Consider the following 19,647-nt stretch of genomic DNA (forward strand, 5'->3'; position numbering starts at 1 on the left):
ATCTTATTTCTTTATTCTAAAAGTCTTGAATCTCAAACTTAGCCTTCCAGATAAATATCCAACAAGCCTTCGGGCAGGTCAATGTAAATCTCACCGCCTTCAACATCAATACCTTTAATGATCTCTAAATTTAGCGGAAAAAGTACTTCCTTATTTTTGTACTGAACTGTGGCTATTAATTGCTGCGGATATTCCTGCACCGATAATATTTCGCCCAGTTCACCGTGGGTTTCATCTATAGCGATAAAGCCTTCCACGTCATTCAGGGTAAATTCGCTCTTTTTCTTTTTTGGCTTTAGCTTACCGGGCAGGTAGATATCCCTCTTTACCAGGGTTGATGCTTTTTCAATGGTATCAACATCTTCCAGGTTTAAGTAGGCGTTGTTTTTTTGCAGGTACTTTATTGATGATACAAAATAAGGGATCATTTTCCCTGCAATATCAATAAACACCGCGTTAAATTTAATGGCTTCAATGCCATCAAAATCAACGTAAATCTGTAGCTCGCCTTTTAAGCCTTTGGTTTTTAGTACGCTGCCTATCCTGAAATGATCTTCAGTTTTCATTTAAAATATAATTAAACAATAATGGCGAAGCTGTTTGCCTCGCCATTATCCGGATTTAAGAAATCAAACGTATAGATGTACGCTTAATCAATAAATTATTCTGCGCTTTCAGCTTCTTCATTTGCTGCATCTTCTGCAGGAGCTTCTTCTTCGGCAACAGGAGCGTTTTTAGCAGCAATAGCAGCAGCTTTTTCTTCGCTCTTCTTAGCTTCAGCAGCTAAAGCGGCTTTACGGGCTTCGTCTTTAGCAACATTAAGGCTGGTTTTTTTACCGGTGATTTTGCTGTCTTTCTGGTCAAGCCACTCAGCAAATTTAGTTTCAAGTTGCTCTTCGGTTAAAGCACCTTTTTTAACACCACCTTGTAAGTGTTTTTTGTACAGCACGCCTTTGTATGAAAGGATAGCACGACAAGTATCGGTAGGCTGGGCACCGTTGTTAACCCAATCTAAAGTTTTGTCGAAATTGATGTCAATAGTTGCGGGGTTGGTGTTTGGGTTGTATGAACCTAAACGCTCAATGAAGCGTCCATCACGTGGAGCGCGTGAGTCTGCTACTACGATATAATAAAAAGGTTTGCCTTTTTTACCGTGTCTTTGTAGTCTGATCTTAGTTGCCATTGTAAATTTTTATGTATTCAACATTATCCCCGGAGTTCTTTCTGCGGGGATGCAAAGGTATTAATTTTTATCGTAATTAAAAATGGTTGATAATTAATTATTTATGGTTGAAGTGAATGGCTGATTGGGTTGACTGGTGAATGGTTGTTTTTGCAGGGCATGATTTGGTTTATTTAGCTGTTTTTTAAACTTAACATTGCAATAATTTAAAAAAATCGGAACTTACCCGCCATGAGCATCAACAGAAAAATACGGATAGCAATTGATATGGATGAAGTTATTGCCGATACCATTGGCAAATTCATCAATATGTATAAAGAAAGGCATGGTGAAGAAATAAGCCTGGGCAATATGGAGGGTAAGGAGTTTAGGGAGATCCTGCCGCCGCACTTAAGCGAAACCCTAAGGGTTTATATTAATGAACGGGGTTTTTTCAGGGATATCCCGGTGATGCCCGATGCACAGGAAGTAGTGAAGGCCCTGCACGAAAAGTACGATGTGTACATAGCATCGGCCGCTATGGAGTTCAAGTACTCACTGGAGGATAAGCAGGAATGGCTGGAAGAACATTTTCCATTTATTTCGTGGACAAACATTATTTTTTGCGGGCACAAGATTTTAGATGTAGATATCATGATAGATGACCGGATCAAAAACTTCGCCACCTTTAATGGCCGGAAGATCCTGTATACCTCACCGCATAACATGCTGCTTACCGACTATGAGCGGGTAAATACCTGGAAGGAAGTTGCAGCGAAATTATTGTAGTTGTTTGTTTATCATGTAAATAGCCATATCTTTAAGTATTCACAGCTTTTTTATATGTTTAACCCAAACCCGGCTGCAACCGGAAATTGTACAATTGTTTTTGATATCGATGAACAGAAATACCTGTTTGTAAGTGAAAGCTTTTACAGCCTTTTTGAAGTAGGCGCTGATCACCTTCGTCAAAATGTTGATTTTTTGATTGGACTGGTAAAAGGTGAAACGTTTGCCGGTGTAAAGCAACTTACTGAAGGGCTTGCTATGAACGAGTCAATCCAAATGACCTATCACCTGGAGGCGGGCCGAAAGCAGCTAACCGAAAAACGGACGCTTGCCATTGATGGCCTTACCGGCCATAAAATCATATTAAGTAATATAACTTCTGCCCTCGATGGTGTTCGTATTCCGATCCCGTTTAGCAAGCCGGGTCTGAGCGAACAGTTTCTCAATTCGCTTATTGATTCGCAAACAAATTTCCTGGTAAGGATAGATATTAATGGCAAATTTAGCTTTGCTAACCGCCGGTTTTTTAAAACCTTCGGTTATGATGAGGCTGACATAATAGGTCATCATTTTTCAAAAACGACCATTCCGCAGGATGCGCAGCTGTGCCAGGACGCTTTTGTGGAATGTATTAATAATCCCGGCAAGATCGTCAGGCTCGCTCACAAAAAGCCTGCTAAAAATGGGAACCTGCATGATACCGAATGGGAGTTTGTATCCATCGCCGACGATAACGGAATGGTAGTTGAAATACAGGGCATAGGCAGGGACATTACATCTCAAATGCAAATGCGGGAAGAGGCTTTGCATATGAAAGACAGCCTTGAAGCATTGATCAATAATACCCGTGACCATATCTGGTCGGTTGATAAAGAGTTGCGTTATTTGTACATGAACCAGGCCTATGTTGAGCAGGTGACTCATTTAACGGGCCAAAAACCTTTTAAAGGTGAATACTCCTATAAACATAAGGGCTTTAGCAAGCAATTAATTGACGATTGGACTATTTACTATAACCGTGCTTTAAGCGGAGAACGGTATGATATTATCAGTGAAAGCATCGATCCGGTAAATGGACAGCGTTTGTATTATGAAGTTAATTTTAATCCTATTTACACCGCTGCAGGCGATATAATAGGTGCAGGTTGTTTTGGTCATGATATTACCGAAAGGCTCAAAATACAGAAAGAACTCGTGAGTCAGAACGATCGTTTAAGAAATGTTGCTTCTTTAAGCTCGCACGAGTTGCGCCGGCCTGTGGCAAGTATGCTTGGGCTTATCAGCTTAATGGACCATGAAGATTTCTTTAACCCCGAAAATAGGGAGATCATAGCGCACCTGTTTACCGTGAGTGCCGAAATTGATACAGCGATAAGGCTTGTTGTTGACAGCACCATTGCCAAATAAAACAGCCCCGGCTTGATTAAGGCGGGGCTGTTTTTATTTATCGTTTTAGCTTAAATTACATAGAGAGCATTTCAACCAGTTTAATCATGTTTGGATCAATGCCCTGGTGGTGTTTAATAGCATGCTCAAACGGGGTATAAGCAATTTCACCATTGATGAGGCCTATCATTTCGTTGCGATGCCCATCTCTCAAGGCTTCAACTGCAGCAGCGCCGACACGGCTTGCCAATACCCTGTCCATACAGCTTGGTGCTCCGCCGCGTTGTATGTGACCTAAAATAGAGATCCGGGTATCATAATTAGGGAACTTTTCCTGCACTAACCTGCCCACTTCAAACGCGCCGCCCGCATCTTCACCCTCGGCAACAATTACTATACGCGATGTTTTATCTTTACGGCCAAATTCAAGGCGGTTTAACAAACCTTCGAGCCCGGTTTTGCTTTCGGGGATCAGGATAGCCTCGGCACCGGTAGCAATACCGGTACGTAAAGCGATAAGGCCCGAGTCGCGGCCCATTACTTCAACAATAAATAAACGGTCGTGCGATTCGGCGGTATCCCTGATCTTGTCAACGGCGTCAACAACAGTGTTAATGGCGGTATCGTAACCAATAGTAAAATCGGTGCCCACAAGGTCATTGTCAATTGTACCAGGTAAGCCAACCACCGGAATATCATACTCGCTGCCAAAAACTTTAGCGCCGGTAAAAGTACCATCGCCGCCAATGGCTACCAATGCGTCAACTTTATTTTTTACCAGGTGCTCATATGCTGCCTTACGACCTTCGGATGTTCTGAATTCATCACACCTTGCAGTTTTAAGGATTGTGCCACCACGCTGGATAATGTTTGAAACGGATTTACGGTTCATGGTAAAAAAGTCACCTTTGCCCATACCGTCGTAACCACGGCGGATCCCCGTGACTTCAATTCCGTAATACATGGCGGCACGTACCACCGCCCTTATGGCAGCATTCATTCCGGGTGCATCACCACCCGAAGTAAAAACGCCGATATTTTTGATCTGAGTCATTTTTTTGTTTCGGTTATAAACAGGCTAACCTATTCATAACTAATTAGGGTTGTAAATATTGTTCATTATTCAAACGCCACGCCTAACCAATAAAACGCGGAATTTGAATTTTGCGCGAATTTACACTTATTTTTTGAACCCGATCCCTATTTTTTGTAAGCAGCTACGCCACTGTCTAAAAATTTAAGATAACTGGCAATGTCATAATTTGCCGGCGATGTCGGTATTTCTGCACCCGATGCATCTTTAAGTAAGTTGCCATCACTATCAAGCATTACGTATAATGGCTGCGAATTTGAATTGAAGCGTTGCGCCTCCAGGTTGCTCCATTTACCGCCAAGTGTAGTGATCTTTTTACCGCTGTAATCTGATACAAAGTGTTCCGCCGCAGGCAATTCTGCTTTGTCATCAACTACCAGCTGCAGTAGCACAAAATCATTTTTAATGCGGCTAAACACGTGCGGATCTGACCATACGTTGGCTTCCATTTTACGGCAGTTAACACAGTTAAAGCCAGTAAAGTCAATGAGTATCGGTTTATGCAGGGCCTTTGATACCTGTAAAGCTTGATCGTAATCATACCATGCATCCAACCCTTTGGTTTTGATGCGGGTATAGTTGGCAGCATACTTGCGTTCGCCAATGCTCGCGGGTATGGCCGCTGATGGACTTGCTGCTGATGAGCCTGAACCATCCGGAATATTTGAAAGGTTGAAATCCTGAGTGGCTTCGGGAGGTAAAAACGCGCTAATAGATTTTAAAGGCGCACCCCACAAGCCCGGTATCATATAAATAACAAAAGCAAACACAATAATAGCCAGGAACGTGCGCGGAATAGTAAGGAATTTTACATCGCTATCATGCGAAAACTTGATCTTGCCAATCAGGTAGAGCCCGATCAGTAAGCCAATTGCTATCCACAGCGATAAAAATATTTCCCTGTCAAACCAGTTCCAGTGGTAGGCCAGGTCTACATTGGATAAAAACTTCAAAGCAAACGCCAGTTCAAGGAAGCCCAATACAACTTTAACGCTGTTAAGCCATCCGCCCGATTTCGGAAGCGTTTTTAGTGCTGAAGGGAATAAAGCGAATATGGTAAAAGGCAGTGCTAAAGCCAGAGAAAAGCCGAACATACCCATTGCCGGGCCAAGGCGATCACCTTTTGAGGCTGCATCAACCAGCAAGGTTCCTATAATAGGGCCTGTACAGGAAAACGAAACAACAACCAATGTTGAAGCCATAAAGAAGATACCTGCAAGGCCGCCTTTATCAGAATTTGCATCCAGCTTATTAGCCAGCGAACTTGGTAGTGTGATTTCAAATGCGCCCAAAAAGGAAATACCAAATACAATGAGCAGCAAAAAGAAGAAAATATTAAATATACCGTTCGTTGCCAGTTCGTTTAGTGCATCCGAGCCAAATATGATGGAGATCAGCAAGCCCAGTGTAACATAAATTACAATGATTGATACCCCATAAATGAGCGATTGCATAACAGCTTTGCTTTTGCTGCCGCTTTTTTTGGTAAAAAAGCTTACTGTTAAAGGCAGTAAAGGATAAATACAAGGCAAAATTACCGCGGTAAAGCCACCCAGTAAACCTTCAATAAAGATTTGCCAAAGTGATTTTGGTTTTTCTGCTGTTTTTGAAGCAGCTGCGGGCGTCTTTGATGTTTTTGCGGCTTCTGCCTTTTTTACCGAATCGGCTTGCTTTTTCCTGATAGCTATGCTCTCTGCTGCGGTAGGAATATCTGTAAATGTGACATCCGCTGCTGATACCGAAGTATCGGCTGCTTTTTTTTGCACAGCATGAGCCGGGTTTGCTCCGGCTATATTAAGAACAATCAGGGTAATTAATGTGATAAGCCCGGCGCGCAGGTAAGCACCTTTATTTAATAATTTCATGACTACTTTTAAGGTGTGCTGAATTATTTACCTAAAGGGATAGTGAAATCAACGTCTTCTGGTGGCAGGCATTTCATATCGTTACAGGTCATGTAGGTCAGTTTGCCGGTAACTGCTGTTGCTTTGGGTGATTTTAAACTGATTTTTTGGCTAAAAACAACTTCCTTTTCAAAGTAGCTAACATTCATGCTGAATGCTTTTTCATACTTGGTTACCGGGGTAGGTTCGGTAGTTTTACCAATAGCAGCATATAATTTTGATGGGGTAAAGTCAAATGAGGTTTTGATGGGGCCGCCATCTTTTACGGTTTGTGAGTAAATGTGCCAGCCGCTTTGTATCGTTGCTTTTAAAAATACTACAGCTTCTTTGTCATTTACCTTTTTTGCCGCGTATGACCACCTCACCGGCGATTCGATCTGAGCGTAAGCGCCAACGCTGATGATAAGCGCGGTTACCAATACCAATAGTTTCTTCATTTGTGCTTTACTTTATTATTTATTTAAAAATTTCAATTCTTTAAGGTTAAACTCTAATTGCTGTCCGTTAGTATCTTCAATAACCAGCAAGCCATTAGGCAGTACATTTTTTACAATGCCATTGAACTGCCCGCTGTTTGACTCAAAACTTTTAACCTCGTTTAACCAGTACAGTCGGCTTAAGTAACTATTCCTTACAAAATCAATTTGTCCGGCCTTCAGTTTCAGGTAGTATACTTCAAGCTTGTTGCAAATTTCCGATAATAACAGTGTTAAATCATAATCCTTTTGTAAGATTTGCTTTACAGAGGTGGCGTTTGAGGCGCCGGGCGGAAAATTTTCCTGGTTTATATTTAAACCAATGCCAATAACCGAGTCTTTGAGCTGCCCGCCCTGTATAGTATTTTCGATGAGCATGCCACCCAGTTTCCTGTCGGCATAGTAAATGTCATTAGGCCATTTAATTTTTAGCTCATCACCTAATAATAGATGCAGGGCATCATACACCCCTAAACTTACCGCACGGTTCAAATCAAACTGGGCATCAACGGGTAAAAAATGGGGCTTTAATAAAATACTAAAAGTAAGGTTTTTTCCGGGTTCGCTATGCCAGGTATTTTGTTGCTGGCCCCGGCCGGCGTATTGCTCTTCTGCCATAATGACCGTACCTTCGGGTACTGGCTTGGAATTTGACAGTAGATTTTTAAGAAAACTATTTGTTGAGTCAACTTGTTTAATTGTTACTAAATTTTGACCAACAAATAATCCTGAAAATATGTTATTTTGCAAAGTGTAATAATTTTATACTCAAAAACGTTCAAAACTAATTCTTTTTGATGGTAAAAAACAAAGTGTTAAGTGAATCTGCCTATATTTCAGAGTTGGCAATACATGGTATCCAGGAAAAAAAAGGCAATGATATTATTAGGTTAGACCTTCGTAATATATTCAGTTCGGTATCAGATTATTTCGTGATCTGTCATGCTGATTCGTCGACACAGGTAAAAGCTATAGCAAATAGCGTTGAGGATGAAATTTTCAAAGCCACCCAAACCGAGCCCTGGCGCAAAGAGGGTTTTGAGTATGGCGAGTGGATACTGCTTGATTATGTGGATGTTGTGATCCACGTGTTCAGGACCGATAAACGTGAGTTTTATGGAGTGGAAGATTTGTGGGGCGATGCAGATATTAAATATTATAAAAGTGCATAAACATCCGTCACAAAAAGGCTCAACGCATAGTCTTACTGTTACCGCGTAAAATTTAAATTATAGATTGTAAGTTTGAGCTCGTAAAAAGAAATGAAAGATATTAAAGATTCTAAATCAGAAAATCCAAGACCTATCCGTAAAATTGTGAACAAGAAGCCCTCACCAAAACCGCCCAAATTCAATATCATGTGGCTATATGGTATTGTTATTTTGGCTTTTTTACTGATCCCGGCCTTGTTAAACGGCGGATCGGGCAAACCGGTTACTTTCCAGGAATTTGAGGCAAACATGCTTCGTACAAATGATGTTCAAAAAATTGTAGCTTATAAAAGCGGCGATCTGGTAATGGCAGATGTTTACATCAAACAACAAAGCTTGTCAAAGCCATATTTTGCCAATAACGTATCTAAAGACAAAAACTTTTTTAATACCAGTACCAATAGCGGTCCACAGTTTACTTTTACAGATGCTTCTTATGAAAGCCTGAAAAAGTCTATTGCCGATGCTCAAAAAGATGTACCTGATGACCAAAAAGTATCTTTACAATTTGAACAGGGACATGAAAGCCTGTTATCAAACTGGCTGGTACAGGGCGTTATCATGGTGATATTATTTGCCGGTGTATGGATCTTTATCATGCGCCGCATGAGCGGTGGTTCGGGCGGTGGTCCGGGCGGCCAAATCTTTAACATCGGTAAGTCAAAAGCTACCCTGTTTGATAAAGAAGCCCAGGTAACCGTTACATTTAACGATGTTGCCGGTTTGGAAGAAGCCAAGCAAGAGGTAATGGAAATTGTCGATTTCCTTAAAAATCCAAAAAAATATACTAACCTGGGTGGTAAAATCCCTAAAGGCGCGCTATTGGTAGGTTCGCCCGGTACCGGTAAAACCTTATTGGCCAAAGCTGTTGCAGGCGAAGCTCAGGTGCCTTTCTTCTCCCTTTCAGGATCAGACTTTGTAGAGATGTTTGTAGGTGTGGGTGCATCACGCGTACGTGATTTGTTCCGCCAGGCTAAAGATAAAGCGCCATGTATCATTTTTATTGATGAGATCGACGCTATTGGCCGTGCACGTGGCAAAAACAATATTGTAGGCGGTAATGATGAACGAGAAAACACCCTGAACCAGTTACTAGTTGAGATGGATGGTTTCGGTACCGATTCAGGTATCATCATCTTGGCTGCTACCAACCGCCCTGATGTACTGGATTCAGCTTTATTGCGTCCGGGACGTTTCGACAGGCAGGTATCTATCGATAAACCAGATTTGATTGGTCGTGAGCAAATTTTCAAAGTTCACCTGAAACCTATCAAACTATCTGATGGTGTAGATGCCAAAAAGTTATCGGCACAAACCCCGGGTTTCGCGGGCGCTGAAATTGCTAACGTTTGTAACGAAGCTGCGCTGATTGCTGCCCGTAAAAACAAAGAGGCGGTTGATATGACCGATTTCCAGGATGCTATTGATCGCGTTATCGGTGGTTTGGAGAAGAAGAATAAAATCATCTCTCCCGAAGAAAAGCGCATTGTTGCTTACCACGAAGCAGGTCATGCTATTGCTGGCTGGTTCCTGGAACATGCCGATCCGTTGGTTAAGGTATCTATCGTTCCTCGTGGTGTCGCTGCCTTAGGTTATGCCCAATATCTGCCAAAAGAGCAGTTTTTGTACACTACCGAGCAATTGCTTGACGAAATGAGCGTATCTATGGGGGGGCGTGTTGCTGAAGACATCGTTTTCGGTAAAATCTCTACCGGTGCACTGAGCGATTTGGAGCGTATTACTAAGCTTGCTTATGCCATGACCAAAATTTATGGTATGAACGATAGCGTTGGTAATGTATCGTTCTATGATCCGCAGGGCGAATACCAATTTAATAAGCCATACTCAGATACTACAGCCGAAATGATTGACGCTGAAGTACGAAAGCTGGTTGATGTGGTTTATCAAAAAACCAAAGACTTGCTGAATGCTAAACGTGACGGCCTTGAAAAGATAGCTCAGAAGTTACTGGAAAAAGAAGTGTTGTTCCAAAGTGATTTGGAAGAAATCCTGGGTAAGCGTCCGTTTGATGAGCGCACAACTTATGATAAGTTTGTAAACGGTGAAGCTGCATTAAATCCGGATGTGGATAACAATGCTATTCCAGACTCGCTGACTAATCCTGAACTTTCAAGAATAGAGAGCGAAGATCCGAAACTTTAATTTTTAAATTATAACACAAAGCCACCGGCAAAGCTGGTGGCTTTGCTTTTTTAGTTATGAGGGATATCACTACATCAAAAGAAAAACTGCTTAAAAAAATCAGGAAAGCGCTTTTGGAGAAAAGGGATAACCCATACCCTCAGCTGGAAGATCAGCCCCTTTATCCTGCAACGGATGAAATGCCCGAGGTGGTCTTCGCCGAACAGTTTACCAACGTAGCAGGCCAGTTTGTTTTTTGTGAGGATGAGCTGCAATTTATTGAAAACCTGCTTACCCTTGCCGAAGAACGTAAATGGCACAAAATTTACTGCTGGGAACCTAAGTTGCAGGAGATCCTAAACCAGTTTGAATATCCGCACTACGAAACTGATAAAGATTTTGAACAAGCCGAAGTTGGGTTTACCCTTTGCGAGGCTTTGATTGCCCGTAACGGAAGTATCCTGCTTTCAAACGGTAATATGGCCGGTCGCAGGTTAAGCATTTATCCATCGGTACATATTGTGCTGGCTTATACTTCGCAAATGGTTATGGACTTGAAAGATGGTTTTAAACTCATCAAAACCAAATATGGCAACCAACTGCCATCCATGATCAGCACGGTAACCGGCCCAAGCCGTACCGCTGACATTGAAAAAACACTGGTATTAGGCGCCCACGGCCCTAAAGAGCTTTTTGTTTTTATGCTGGAAGGCTGACCGCTGATTTTTTTGATTCCGCTGATTTTTCTGAACCATGATTTTTAGGATTGGGAGATTGGTCGGATTTTTCTGCTGTCTGATTTTTTACCTTTCGCCTTTTACCTTTCGCCTTTAACCTTCACCTCAAAATAGTTCCTCCAAACCACATTCCTCCAATACTATTCGTTCACTTTGATTTAGCTTGTTGTATTCCCATTTTACGAGGCGGATGTGGCCGTCTGAGATTTCGATACCTGTTATATCGCCATCGTCGTAGCAACAGCAGCCGCTATTGAAATAGCTTGGGTCGCATGCGCTGAAATCGGGGGCCACATCACCTTTCACTTGCCGGTTAACGATCTGTTTATTTAGTTCATCGGCCAGTTTATCGTTTCCCGCTTTCCTTGCTTTCGCGATATCGTTATACAGTTTTTCGAGATGGGTTAACGACCGGAATACCGGCTGATGTGTGTGCCCGGTTATAAGCAGCGTGTTTTTTTGCCTCTGGCTCCATTCATACATAATGCGGTTATGATCTGTTTTAAGCAGGTCATTATTTGCCGGGGTATTAATATTAACCTTCAGATATGCCTGGAAAGGTGCCCATACATTGGATACAAACCATTTACTGAACCAGTTGCCATCGCTTTGCAAATCGCCCTGGTGGCCATGCGTCATGAATATATTTAGTGGTTTACTATTAACTGTTGTTTGTAGTACAACTCCTTCATAGATCTTAATTACTTCATCATAAATTTGCTTTAATCCAACTGACGCTAAAGGGTCATTGTCCCAAAACAGATCATGATTGCCAAATATTTTCATGAATTCTTTACGTTGTATGAACCGTTTTTCGCTTTCAAATGTGGCTTTGTTGTGCTTTTTTATGGTGATGAATAAGTTTTCCCAAAGCTCCTCGCTGTCGCCAAGATTGATGTAGAAAAATTGTTGGCTGTAGTAATAATCAAGTGCTGTAAGGTAGTTCTTCTCGACAAGGGCGAAAATGTCCATATCATCACGAGCGCCTTTATGTTGATCGGACAGGATAATGAATTTACCTTTTTCTGCATCGAAAGGTATTAAAAGGCCTTTTTTACCCGACCCGGTTAGCAGGCTTTTGTATAACCGGTTCAATGATCTGTTAACCCGCTTCTTATCCGGTCGTGATGAGAGCCTGTCGGCCAACCGGGCAACCGGCTTAGTTAACAGTTTTTGTAAAAACTTGCGCATGACTTTTTAACGTATGATATAGTGTATTGTGTTGTAAGTTGACAGTTACTTTTACCGTGTTTAAACGGGATAAAAAACGGTGAAATGACGGATGTGATATTTAGCAATAATTATATAGATTGGAGGCTAAATTTAATCCCCCAATTATATGGAAATTATTGACTTAAAAGCAGCCCGCGAAATGGTGGAAAGGTATAAAAATACCCGTAAAACCCTTATTGATAAGGAACATAGCGTTCGTGACACGGAGTCTACATGGATCCCGATTGATAAATTAAAAGCGTTTATTGACAATTTACCGGCGCATGCTACCGGGGTAAGGTTACACTTTGGTGTTCACGCCGCCGACCATGGCTATGCGCCGCACCAAACATCAGTTGCTATTGTTGGTACAGTGGCCGGAACAGGGGAGGATGAACATATTGATGCTATACAATCGGATGCTGTTGAGGCATTGGCAGGCAGTGGGCTTCAGGCTTTGAGTTCAGGAAAAGAATGTCCGCCAATGTGCAAGGCATAGAATAAATTAACCATTTGCATGAATGCTGAAATAGATGCGTTATTTTAGCATTCATGTTAGAGAGTTTTTATTTTGTAACGGATGTGGTGGCTTTTTTTTGCTGCCTTTTTACATACCGGTTGCTCGACAAGAATTTTAGAACCTTGTTGCCGCTGTTAAGTTTTATCCTTGTTTACGATTTTGTAAACCTTTTTAACTGGCTAAATCTTCATCATTCAAACGCATGGTGTAATAATATTGAAGATATCCTGTTGTTTGCTTTTTTTACAAGGTTTATACAGGCATTTGATGAACGGCCCAAAAGGCGTAAAAAGGTTTTTATTGCTGCCGGTATTGTTATATTACTCTCAATTGCTGATATTTTGTTTATACAGGGGGTATTTAAAAGAGCAACCGCAGCCACAGTTATTCAAGATTTGTTTTTGATATGGATGATCTGTAATTATTATTACCGCCTTCTGAACAATGATACTGACGAATATATTGAGCTGATAACTCATCCCCCGTTTCTGGCATTAACAGGCATATTTTTTTATTACTTATCTACAACGTTTTTTTATTCATGTTTCAGTTATATGGTTTATCGAAATAATTATCATTTTTATCTGATAGCGGCAACGCTGCTTAACCTAACAACTTTTGCATTGAATTTTTTATTTTCAATAGCCTTTATATGCTCTTTCAGGAAGAACAGGTTATCCTCGTTATAATAGCGGGTTCTGCGCTAATGCTGTTGCTTGGCGTATTTATCATTGGCTTTATGCTGATGTATCAAAAAAAGCAAAATAAGAACCAGCTTGAAAAAGAACATCTTAAAGCCTCATTTAAGCAGGAGATGCTTAAAACGCAGATAGAGATCCAGGAGCAAACACTAAACGATATAAGCCGCGAGATCCATGATAATATTACCCAGGTGTTATCATTTGTGAAATTGAACCTGGGCCTGCTTAACAATAGCCTTGATGATGAAAAAAAAGCCCGTGTAAATGAGAACCGCGAACTGGTTTCGCAAACCATTAATGATTTGAGGCACCTTTCAAAAAGCATGAGCTTTGAGCATATCAGCTCACAGGGGCTTATAAAAACCCTCGAAACCGAAACCGAACGTTTAACCCGCAGCGGTATCATCAATGTTATTTTTGCCGTTGAAGGTGATGTATATAGTTTAGGCGAGCAGCGCGAACTGGTGATATTCCGGATCTTCCAGGAAGCGGTAAATAATACTTTGAAATACGCTAAGGCAGCTAACCTTAAAATCGGTTTGTATTATACTGCACAAATGTTTAATTTGCTCATCGAAGATGATGGTGCTGGTTTCAATACCGAAAAGGTTGATAATAAGGGCGGTTCGGGATTGCGGAACATTGAAAACAGGGCAGCTTTAGTAGGCGCGGATGTAATTATTGCCAGCTCGCCTGGTAAGGGTTGCCAGATAAAATTGTCGTTCAATCCCCTGGTACAACAAATTTATGCTAACGGAACCCATTCAAATAGCCTTAGTTGATGATCATAAACTCTTCAGGAGCGGTATGGCTGCTCTTGTCACCAATTTTAAAAGATACAACATACTATTTGAGGCCGCAAACGGGCAGGAACTGATAAATACCATAAACAACGGCACTGTTCCGGATATTGTATTGCTGGATATCAGCATGCCGGTTATGGATGGGGTTGAAGCTGCACAGGTGCTGCGGGCCAAACATCCCGGTGTAAAAATCATCATATTATCGATGTTCGAGGATGCCGAAAAGGTATTGGTCATGGTAAAAATGGGTGTTAAAGGCTACCTGCTTAAAGATTCGGAACCGCATGAAGTTGAAGACGCCCTTTTGAAAGTTGCGCAGGGAGAGCTTTATTACCCCGAGTTTGTAACCCGTCATCTGATCACTAACTTTAACAGTAAGTTAGAAAACATAAAGCTTAATCCCCGCGAGATCGAGTTCCTTCGTCTTACCGGTACCGAACTTACTTATAAAGAAATTGCCGAAACCATGAACATCAGCGTGCGCACCGTTGATAGCTATCGCGACCAGCTTTTTGAAAAACTCCAGATTAAAAGCCGCGTAGGGCTGGTTTTGTATAGCATAAAAAATAAACTGATTGAATTGTAATTTGCTAATAAATTTAGCAAATTTGTTCGATGTCACATGAGGAAAATCCGGATTTTTTTAAAGGACGAGGGGCGCAGGTAAATACGCACAATAAGTTTCTGAAAAACAAGTATGTACTTGATCATATCGAGGGTATTGACGAGCCTTTGCTTGAAAATAGCAACACGCAGCTTTTTGAAGAAACTCCAAAAAAAATAGTAAGCGAATCCAATAGTCCCGATCTGAGCCATATGTACTCGATCAACCCGTACCAGGGTTGCGAGCATGGTTGTATTTACTGTTATGCCCGTAACAGCCATGAATATTACGGCTTTAGCGCCGGGCTTGACTTTGAACGCAAGATCATCATTAAACCTAATGCGCCCGAGCTGCTTGAGCAATATTTCAACAAAAAAAATTATAAGCCGGTTTGTATCATGCTCTCCGGTAATACCGATTGCTATCAGCCCGTTGAACGGAAGCTTAAAATAACCCAGGCCCTGCTCGAGGTTTTCTGGAAGTATAAAAATCCGGTAAGCATCATCACCAAAAACAACGTTATACTGCGGGATCTCGATTTGCTTACAGATATGGCCAGGCTGAGCCTGGTACATGTAAACATATCCATCACCTCCCTTAATGAGCAACTGAGGCAAAAGCTGGAGCCGCGTACTGTGACAGCAACAGGCCGTTTGGCGGTGGTGCAGAAGCTATCAGAAAGGGGCATTCCGGTACGGGTAATGGCTGCTCCTATTATCCCGGGTTTAAACAGTAATGAAGTGCCCAACATCATCAAAGCCGCTGCCGACCGTGGGGCTTTGGCTGCCGGTTTTACCATGGTGAGGCTTAACGGCAGTATAGCCGAAATCTTTAGCGACTGGATCTATAAGGCTTTTCCAGATCGCGCCGAAAAGGTACTGAATATGATCCGCTCGACGCATGACGGCAAGTTGAATGATAGCGATTACGGTCGCCGGATGAGTGGCGAGGGCAAGGTAGCCGAATCCATTCACCAGATGTTTAAAATGGCTTGCAAACGCTTTATGAGCGATAGGCAGATGCCAGAATATGATTATAGTTTATTTGTACCAAGGAAAGGGAAACAGACGAGTATGTTTTGAGGGGGATATTTATATAAAAAACATTAAATTTGTTATGAAAGGATTGATATGGTATTAGTATTAAAAAAAGGAGCATCCAAAAAGGATATAGAGGCTATTGAAAAGGCACTTTATAAGGAAGCGCCGTCTATGGGTTTCGACGCAAAAAAATACAATGGAAAAGTGCCTTTAAAAGAAAATCCATTGACCATTCAAATTAAGTTAAGAGATGAGTGGGAAAGAGATATTAGTTGATACGAATATTATATTGTATCTGTTGGATGGGAACGATACGATAGAAAAGTTATTGCAGGGTAAGCAGATCTATATTTCATTTATAACCGAACTGGAACTAATAGGATTTAAAAACCTTTCAGAACGCGATGAAAAACAAATACACGGCTTATTAAGTGATTGTTCAATTATTCAGATGAATAATAAATTGAAAGAACAATATGTAACAATAAGAAAAAAATATAGTTTAAAACTACCAGATGCTATCATAGCGGCAACAGCCATTGCATTCAATCTGCCGTTTATAACATCTGATAAACAATTCAAAACTATAAATAAGCTAAAGCTTGTTTCTTATGAGATTTGAATTGTTTAACCCTAAGCCGTCAACCCCAACACCTATCCCCACCCCAATAACATAACACAACAAATCGCTCCATAAAAAGCCCTCGCCTAAAACGAGCCTGCCAAACAGGGTATGCCTCAGGTCATTTATCCAGGGCGCTTTATAAAGCTGGCTAAACTCTATCACGAAGCAAAACGCCAACGCAGCTACAACAGTAAACATACGGGGCTTGCTAATAAACAGGAACCGCATAATAAAGTAAACCGTGGCAGCCCATAAAATATCGCCAATAAATAAAGGGATAAATTTAAAGTGACGGGATAGCAAGCCGAAGATAATGGTTGCTATTGTTAATATCAAATAGGTTATCCTGGTTTTAGGCATAAAATAAATATCGGCTAAATAAATACAACAAAAAAAGGCACCCATTGGGCGCCTTTGATATATTTAACTTTATAAATGGTTGCTTATGCTTCTTCAGCTTCCAAAGCCATTTGCTCGTCAACAAGGATACGTCCGCAATGCTCGCAAACGATGATCTTTTTACGCTGACGGATGTCTGACTGGCGCTGAGGTGGGATCTGGTTAAAGCAACCAGAGCATGAATCACGTTGGATAGTTACAACTGCAAGACCGTTTTTAGCGTTTTGACGTAAACGGGTGTAAGCGGTTAATAAACGCTCTTCGATGTTGTCCATAGCTTTTGCAGCCTGGGCATTCAATTCGGTCTCTTCTTTTTCAGTTTCGGCAGTAATGGTGCCTAATTCTTCTTTCTTGGCGTCAAGGTCGGCCTGACGGGCTTCCAGATCCGCCAATGCTTTTTCGTAAACCTGGGTTTTGTTGGTGATTTCGAAACCGTATTCACGGATCTTCTTTTCACTCACCTGTATATCTAAGCCCTGGATCTCAATTTCTTTTGAGATAGCATCATATTCGCGGTTGTTTTTAACCTCGTTAAGCTGGCCTTCGTATTTTTTGATGTTCGCCTGAGCTTCTTTGATCAGGTTTTTACGGGTAACTATGTCATCTTCCACATCGTCAAGTTCACCTTTGATCTTTTGGATGCGGGTTTCAAGGCCTGCAACGTCGTCCTCAAGGTCGGCAACTTCCATTGGCAATTCGCCCCTTACCTGGCGGATCCTGTCAATCTTGGTGTGGATAGTTTGTAGTTCGTATAAAGCTTTAAGCTTTTGTTCTACGGTTTGTTCCATTAAATAAAATATTTGACGGGGTTTGTATTTACTTCTGTTAAACGGACGGCAAAGATAGGGAATTTTTTTCTAATTATTTCATACAATAATTGCTGCGTAAATTGTTCACTCTCAAAGTGTCCGATATCTGCAATAACTATCTTTCCTTCGGCATCAAAAAACTCATGATACTTGTAATCGGCCGTGATAAAAACATCGGCTCCGGCAGCTATGGCGTGCTTCAGCAAAAAGCCTCCCGAACCGCCGCAAACAGCTACTTTTTTAACGTGTTTGCCCAATAATTTAGTATGCCGTATCACATGCGTACGCATCTTATCCTTTACATGAAACAGGAAACTTTCTTCATTAAGCGGCATTTCCAACTCGCCTATCATACCCGAGCCCACCTGCTGGTGCTGGTTGGTTAAATTGTAAAGATCATAAGCAACTTCTTCATAGGGATGGGCCAGGATCAGCGCCATCAATATTTTGCTTTCCAGATTGGCCGGGTATACGGTTTCTATCCTTACTTCATTTTCCTTGTGGCGTTTGCCCGTTTCACCAACATAGGGGTTAGCAGCTTCATTCGCTTTAAATGTTCCTGTACCTTCGGCATTAAAGCTCACTTCGCTGTAATTGCCAATATTGCCTGCACCGGCAGCAAATAAAGCATCACGCACAGCGTCGGCCTGGTTTACAGGGACATAGGTAACCAGTTTTTTGATCAGGTTATGTTTAGGCAGCAATATGCGGGTGTTTTTCAAACCTAAGGTTTCGCAAATGCGGGCATTAACACCGGTCATGATGCTATCCAGGTTGGTATGAATGGCATAAATAGCAATTCCTTTACGGATAGCTTTTTCAACCACGCGTTCTACATAAGTTTTACCGTTGAATTTCTTAAGCCCTTTAAAAACTATCGGGTGGTGAGATATGATCACCTGGCAGCCGGTAGCAATGGCTTCATCAACCACAGCTTCGGTGCAATCAAGCGAAACCAGGGCCTGGCTTACCTCCTGCTCCTGGTTGCCAACGATCAGGCCAGAATTGTCGTAATCTTCCTGGTAATTAAGTGGCGCGAGGCTTTCAAGGTAAGCGGTTAGGGCAGATAGTTTCATATATACAATTAAAGCTAATCTATTAAATAAATCGTTCTTAAAATAAAAGAAAAAAATAAAACAGTAAATTTGATTTATGGGAATTTTAATTGCACATCCTGAAAATAAAGAAAAGTCAGACGCTTTAAAAGCGTTCATGAAAGCGTTAAAGATTCAGTTTGAAGAAGAAAAATCGGCCTATGACCCGGAGTTTGAAAAGAAAATAAAGCGGAGCAAGGAAGATTTTGAGGCTGGGAAATTCAAGGCGATTAAGACCGATGATCTATGGAAATAATTTATTCTGAAGAATCTCAGAAGGATATTCAATTCTGGAAGAAATCAGGTAATAAAATCATCCAAAATAAAATTCAACAACTCCTAAACGCCATTAGCCAGGACCCGTTTAATGGTATTGGTAAACCGGAAATGCTTAAACATAATCTTACAGGATTATGGTCACGGCGCATAAACCAGGAACATCGGATAATTTATGAAGTGTTAGAAGAGGAGGGCCGTATAAAAATCCATTCCTTGAAAGGGCATTATTAATACGATAACCTTAGCTGCTCATTTTAGCCATTTGGTAGCTTTCATAAGCCATATTCTTATTATACTCCAAAGTTATCGACTTATTGTTGATCAAATCCACAATAGTGCCTATTACACAAAGCCCGCCTGTAAAAAAATACAGGATCCCCATGCCAATCTGTCCCAATACAAAACGCTGGATACCTGCAAAGCCAACAAACCCAAGCAAGGTAAATAACAATATATCTTGCGAGTTTTTGCGCTTATTGCTGTAAACCATGTAGAAATATTTCTTTTGACTTTCGGTTAAATCGGGTGTTGCATGTTGTAAAAAGCCCAACTCCTCGGGCGAAAAACCGGCAAAAGTACTATATGGGTCTTGTAGTGAGCTCATGTTTGGTAAAGGCGTTTGTTATTGCGATAAGCCAAATTTAAATATTTACTGCATTAA

Annotated in this window: 24 protein-coding genes; 13 read left to right on the forward strand and 11 right to left on the reverse strand. The window is 41.3% G+C overall.

What is annotated here, in order from left to right:
- Positions 1-38: 38 nt before the first annotated feature.
- Positions 39-566 (reverse strand): ribosome maturation factor RimM, encoded by a 528-nt coding sequence (gene rimM, locus ABIC84_RS12250; RefSeq protein ID WP_426583658.1) that lies wholly within the window; start codon positions 564-566, stop codon positions 39-41.
- Between the two features lie 95 nt (positions 567-661).
- Positions 662-1,183: a 30S ribosomal protein S16 gene (locus tag ABIC84_RS12255; protein ID WP_426583660.1), complete on the reverse strand. Its 522-nt coding sequence runs from the start codon at positions 1,181-1,183 to the stop codon at positions 662-664.
- Positions 1,184-1,414: 231 nt separating this feature from the next.
- Here ABIC84_RS12255 and ABIC84_RS12260 point away from each other — a divergent pair, with 231 nt between their 5' ends.
- Entirely contained in the window at positions 1,415-1,951 is a 537-nt protein-coding gene (locus ABIC84_RS12260; RefSeq protein ID WP_426583662.1) for a 5' nucleotidase, NT5C type, read from the forward strand.
- Between the two features lie 54 nt (positions 1,952-2,005).
- Positions 2,006-3,358: a PAS domain S-box protein gene (locus tag ABIC84_RS12265; protein WP_426583664.1), complete on the forward strand. Its 1,353-nt coding sequence runs from the start codon at positions 2,006-2,008 to the stop codon at positions 3,356-3,358.
- 55 nt (positions 3,359-3,413) lie between these two features.
- Here the strand turns inward: ABIC84_RS12265 and pfkA are convergent, their stop codons facing one another.
- The 4 genes from pfkA to ABIC84_RS12285 form a co-directional block, all read right to left on the reverse strand.
- Complete coding sequence (gene pfkA / locus ABIC84_RS12270) at positions 3,414-4,391, reverse strand: 6-phosphofructokinase (RefSeq protein ID WP_426583666.1); 978 nt, start codon at positions 4,389-4,391, stop codon at positions 3,414-3,416.
- Between the two features lie 146 nt (positions 4,392-4,537).
- Positions 4,538-6,295, reverse strand: a complete 1,758-nt coding sequence (locus ABIC84_RS12275) for a protein-disulfide reductase DsbD family protein (RefSeq protein ID WP_429263720.1) — start codon at positions 6,293-6,295, stop codon at positions 4,538-4,540.
- Between the two features lie 23 nt (positions 6,296-6,318).
- Positions 6,319-6,771, reverse strand: a complete 453-nt coding sequence (locus tag ABIC84_RS12280; protein ID WP_429263721.1) for a protein-disulfide reductase DsbD domain-containing protein — start codon at positions 6,769-6,771, stop codon at positions 6,319-6,321.
- 15 nt (positions 6,772-6,786) lie between these two features.
- Positions 6,787-7,560 (reverse strand): biotin--[acetyl-CoA-carboxylase] ligase, encoded by a 774-nt coding sequence (locus ABIC84_RS12285; protein ID WP_429263722.1) that lies wholly within the window; start codon positions 7,558-7,560, stop codon positions 6,787-6,789.
- A 47-nt stretch (positions 7,561-7,607) separates the two neighbouring features.
- Between ABIC84_RS12285 and rsfS the strand changes: the two genes are divergently transcribed.
- From rsfS to ABIC84_RS12300, 3 genes are all read left to right on the forward strand, one after another.
- Positions 7,608-7,982: a ribosome silencing factor gene (gene rsfS, locus ABIC84_RS12290; RefSeq protein WP_429263723.1), complete on the forward strand. Its 375-nt coding sequence runs from the start codon at positions 7,608-7,610 to the stop codon at positions 7,980-7,982.
- Positions 7,983-8,072: 90 nt separating this feature from the next.
- Complete coding sequence (ftsH, locus tag ABIC84_RS12295; RefSeq protein WP_429263724.1) at positions 8,073-10,184, forward strand: ATP-dependent zinc metalloprotease FtsH; 2,112 nt, start codon at positions 8,073-8,075, stop codon at positions 10,182-10,184.
- A gap of 56 nt (positions 10,185-10,240) precedes the next feature.
- Positions 10,241-10,879 (forward strand): LutC/YkgG family protein, encoded by a 639-nt coding sequence (locus tag ABIC84_RS12300; RefSeq protein ID WP_091167171.1) that lies wholly within the window; start codon positions 10,241-10,243, stop codon positions 10,877-10,879.
- Positions 10,880-11,005: 126 nt separating this feature from the next.
- On the opposite strand, the gene ABIC84_RS12305 is transcribed toward ABIC84_RS12300, so the two are convergent.
- Positions 11,006-12,091: a metallophosphoesterase gene (locus tag ABIC84_RS12305; protein ID WP_429263725.1), complete on the reverse strand. Its 1,086-nt coding sequence runs from the start codon at positions 12,089-12,091 to the stop codon at positions 11,006-11,008.
- Between the two features lie 148 nt (positions 12,092-12,239).
- Between ABIC84_RS12305 and ABIC84_RS12310 the strand changes: the two genes are divergently transcribed.
- The 6 genes from ABIC84_RS12310 to ABIC84_RS12335 all read left to right on the forward strand — a co-directional run bounded on the left by ABIC84_RS12310 (position 12,240) and on the right by ABIC84_RS12335 (position 16,402).
- Positions 12,240-12,611 (forward strand): hypothetical protein, encoded by a 372-nt coding sequence (locus tag ABIC84_RS12310; protein ID WP_090532224.1) that lies wholly within the window; start codon positions 12,240-12,242, stop codon positions 12,609-12,611.
- Positions 12,612-13,284: 673 nt separating this feature from the next.
- The gene (locus ABIC84_RS12315) at positions 13,285-14,115 is read left to right on the forward strand and encodes a sensor histidine kinase (protein WP_429263726.1); all 831 of its coding nucleotides are present in this window, start codon (positions 13,285-13,287) and stop codon (positions 14,113-14,115) included.
- Positions 14,116-14,140: 25 nt separating this feature from the next.
- The gene (locus ABIC84_RS12320; protein ID WP_429263727.1) at positions 14,141-14,722 is read left to right on the forward strand and encodes a response regulator; all 582 of its coding nucleotides are present in this window, start codon (positions 14,141-14,143) and stop codon (positions 14,720-14,722) included.
- Between the two features lie 29 nt (positions 14,723-14,751).
- Positions 14,752-15,822, forward strand: a complete 1,071-nt coding sequence (locus ABIC84_RS12325; protein WP_429263728.1) for a PA0069 family radical SAM protein — start codon at positions 14,752-14,754, stop codon at positions 15,820-15,822.
- Positions 15,823-15,870: 48 nt separating this feature from the next.
- On the forward strand, positions 15,871-16,056 hold the full coding sequence (locus ABIC84_RS12330) for a hypothetical protein (protein WP_373615437.1): 186 nt from the start codon (positions 15,871-15,873) through the stop codon (positions 16,054-16,056).
- Positions 16,031-16,402 carry a PIN domain-containing protein gene (locus ABIC84_RS12335; RefSeq protein WP_429263729.1) on the forward strand — a complete coding sequence of 124 codons (372 nt, stop codon included), beginning with the start codon at positions 16,031-16,033 and terminating at the stop codon, positions 16,400-16,402. Before ABIC84_RS12330 ends, ABIC84_RS12335 begins: the two co-directional genes overlap by 26 nt.
- Here the strand turns inward: ABIC84_RS12335 and ABIC84_RS12340 are convergent.
- From ABIC84_RS12340 to ABIC84_RS12350, 3 genes are all read right to left on the reverse strand, one after another.
- The gene (locus ABIC84_RS12340) at positions 16,376-16,765 is read right to left on the reverse strand and encodes a DUF2809 domain-containing protein (RefSeq protein WP_429263730.1); all 390 of its coding nucleotides are present in this window, start codon (positions 16,763-16,765) and stop codon (positions 16,376-16,378) included. The two genes, ABIC84_RS12335 and ABIC84_RS12340, sit on opposite strands and share 27 nt — an antisense overlap.
- An 83-nt stretch (positions 16,766-16,848) precedes the next feature.
- Positions 16,849-17,592, reverse strand: a complete 744-nt coding sequence (locus ABIC84_RS12345; protein ID WP_090532210.1) for a zinc ribbon domain-containing protein — start codon at positions 17,590-17,592, stop codon at positions 16,849-16,851.
- A complete protein-coding gene (locus tag ABIC84_RS12350) occupies positions 17,592-18,689 on the reverse strand; it encodes a Nif3-like dinuclear metal center hexameric protein (protein ID WP_429263731.1) in 1,098 nt (365 codons plus the stop codon). Before ABIC84_RS12350 ends, ABIC84_RS12345 begins: the two co-directional genes overlap by 1 nt.
- A 76-nt stretch (positions 18,690-18,765) precedes the next feature.
- Between ABIC84_RS12350 and ABIC84_RS12355 the strand changes: the two genes are divergently transcribed.
- Positions 18,766-18,963 (forward strand): DUF2683 family protein, encoded by a 198-nt coding sequence (locus ABIC84_RS12355; protein WP_429263732.1) that lies wholly within the window; start codon positions 18,766-18,768, stop codon positions 18,961-18,963.
- Positions 18,954-19,217 carry a Txe/YoeB family addiction module toxin gene (locus tag ABIC84_RS12360; protein ID WP_429263733.1) on the forward strand — a complete coding sequence of 88 codons (264 nt, stop codon included), beginning with the start codon at positions 18,954-18,956 and terminating at the stop codon, positions 19,215-19,217. Before ABIC84_RS12355 ends, ABIC84_RS12360 begins: the two co-directional genes overlap by 10 nt.
- Before the next feature lie 10 nt (positions 19,218-19,227).
- Here the strand turns inward: ABIC84_RS12360 and ABIC84_RS12365 are convergent, their stop codons facing one another.
- On the reverse strand, positions 19,228-19,590 hold the full coding sequence (locus tag ABIC84_RS12365; RefSeq protein WP_429263734.1) for a TM2 domain-containing protein: 363 nt from the start codon (positions 19,588-19,590) through the stop codon (positions 19,228-19,230).
- Between the last annotated feature and the right edge of the window lie 57 nt (positions 19,591-19,647).

It is taken from the genome of Mucilaginibacter sp. 3215 (assembly GCF_050433785.1).
Classification (GTDB): Bacteria; Bacteroidota; Bacteroidia; order Sphingobacteriales; family Sphingobacteriaceae; genus Mucilaginibacter.

Excerpts from the sequence above, each read along its gene's own strand:
- ABIC84_RS12340 (WP_429263730.1), bottom strand. The coding sequence starts at position 16,765 with ATGCCTAAAACCAGGATAACCTATTTGATATTAACAATAGCAACCATT.
- ABIC84_RS12305 (WP_429263725.1), bottom strand. The coding sequence starts at position 12,091 with ATGCGCAAGTTTTTACAAAAACTGTTAACTAAGCCGGTTGCCCGGTTG.
- ABIC84_RS12325 (WP_429263728.1), top strand. The coding sequence starts at position 14,752 with ATGTCACATGAGGAAAATCCGGATTTTTTTAAAGGACGAGGGGCGCAG.
- ABIC84_RS12330 (WP_373615437.1), top strand. The coding sequence starts at position 15,871 with ATGGTATTAGTATTAAAAAAAGGAGCATCCAAAAAGGATATAGAGGCT.
- ABIC84_RS12360 (WP_429263733.1), top strand. The coding sequence starts at position 18,954 with ATGGAAATAATTTATTCTGAAGAATCTCAGAAGGATATTCAATTCTGG.
- ABIC84_RS12275 (WP_429263720.1), bottom strand. The coding sequence starts at position 6,295 with ATGAAATTATTAAATAAAGGTGCTTACCTGCGCGCCGGGCTTATCACA.
- ABIC84_RS12335 (WP_429263729.1), top strand. The coding sequence starts at position 16,031 with ATGAGTGGGAAAGAGATATTAGTTGATACGAATATTATATTGTATCTG.
- rimM (WP_426583658.1), bottom strand. The coding sequence starts at position 566 with ATGAAAACTGAAGATCATTTCAGGATAGGCAGCGTACTAAAAACCAAA.
- rsfS (WP_429263723.1), top strand. The coding sequence starts at position 7,608 with ATGGTAAAAAACAAAGTGTTAAGTGAATCTGCCTATATTTCAGAGTTG.
- ABIC84_RS12355 (WP_429263732.1), top strand. The coding sequence starts at position 18,766 with ATGGGAATTTTAATTGCACATCCTGAAAATAAAGAAAAGTCAGACGCT.
- ABIC84_RS12310 (WP_090532224.1), top strand. The coding sequence starts at position 12,240 with ATGGAAATTATTGACTTAAAAGCAGCCCGCGAAATGGTGGAAAGGTAT.
- ABIC84_RS12315 (WP_429263726.1), top strand. The coding sequence starts at position 13,285 with ATGCTCTTTCAGGAAGAACAGGTTATCCTCGTTATAATAGCGGGTTCT.
- pfkA (WP_426583666.1), bottom strand. The coding sequence starts at position 4,391 with ATGACTCAGATCAAAAATATCGGCGTTTTTACTTCGGGTGGTGATGCA.
- ABIC84_RS12345 (WP_090532210.1), bottom strand. The coding sequence starts at position 17,592 with ATGGAACAAACCGTAGAACAAAAGCTTAAAGCTTTATACGAACTACAA.
- ABIC84_RS12320 (WP_429263727.1), top strand. The coding sequence starts at position 14,141 with ATGGCTGCTCTTGTCACCAATTTTAAAAGATACAACATACTATTTGAG.
- ABIC84_RS12300 (WP_091167171.1), top strand. The coding sequence starts at position 10,241 with ATGAGGGATATCACTACATCAAAAGAAAAACTGCTTAAAAAAATCAGG.
- ABIC84_RS12365 (WP_429263734.1), bottom strand. The coding sequence starts at position 19,590 with ATGAGCTCACTACAAGACCCATATAGTACTTTTGCCGGTTTTTCGCCC.
- ABIC84_RS12350 (WP_429263731.1), bottom strand. The coding sequence starts at position 18,689 with ATGAAACTATCTGCCCTAACCGCTTACCTTGAAAGCCTCGCGCCACTT.
- ftsH (WP_429263724.1), top strand. The coding sequence starts at position 8,073 with ATGAAAGATATTAAAGATTCTAAATCAGAAAATCCAAGACCTATCCGT.
- ABIC84_RS12260 (WP_426583662.1), top strand. The coding sequence starts at position 1,415 with ATGAGCATCAACAGAAAAATACGGATAGCAATTGATATGGATGAAGTT.
- ABIC84_RS12265 (WP_426583664.1), top strand. The coding sequence starts at position 2,006 with ATGTTTAACCCAAACCCGGCTGCAACCGGAAATTGTACAATTGTTTTT.
- ABIC84_RS12255 (WP_426583660.1), bottom strand. The coding sequence starts at position 1,183 with ATGGCAACTAAGATCAGACTACAAAGACACGGTAAAAAAGGCAAACCT.
- ABIC84_RS12280 (WP_429263721.1), bottom strand. The coding sequence starts at position 6,771 with ATGAAGAAACTATTGGTATTGGTAACCGCGCTTATCATCAGCGTTGGC.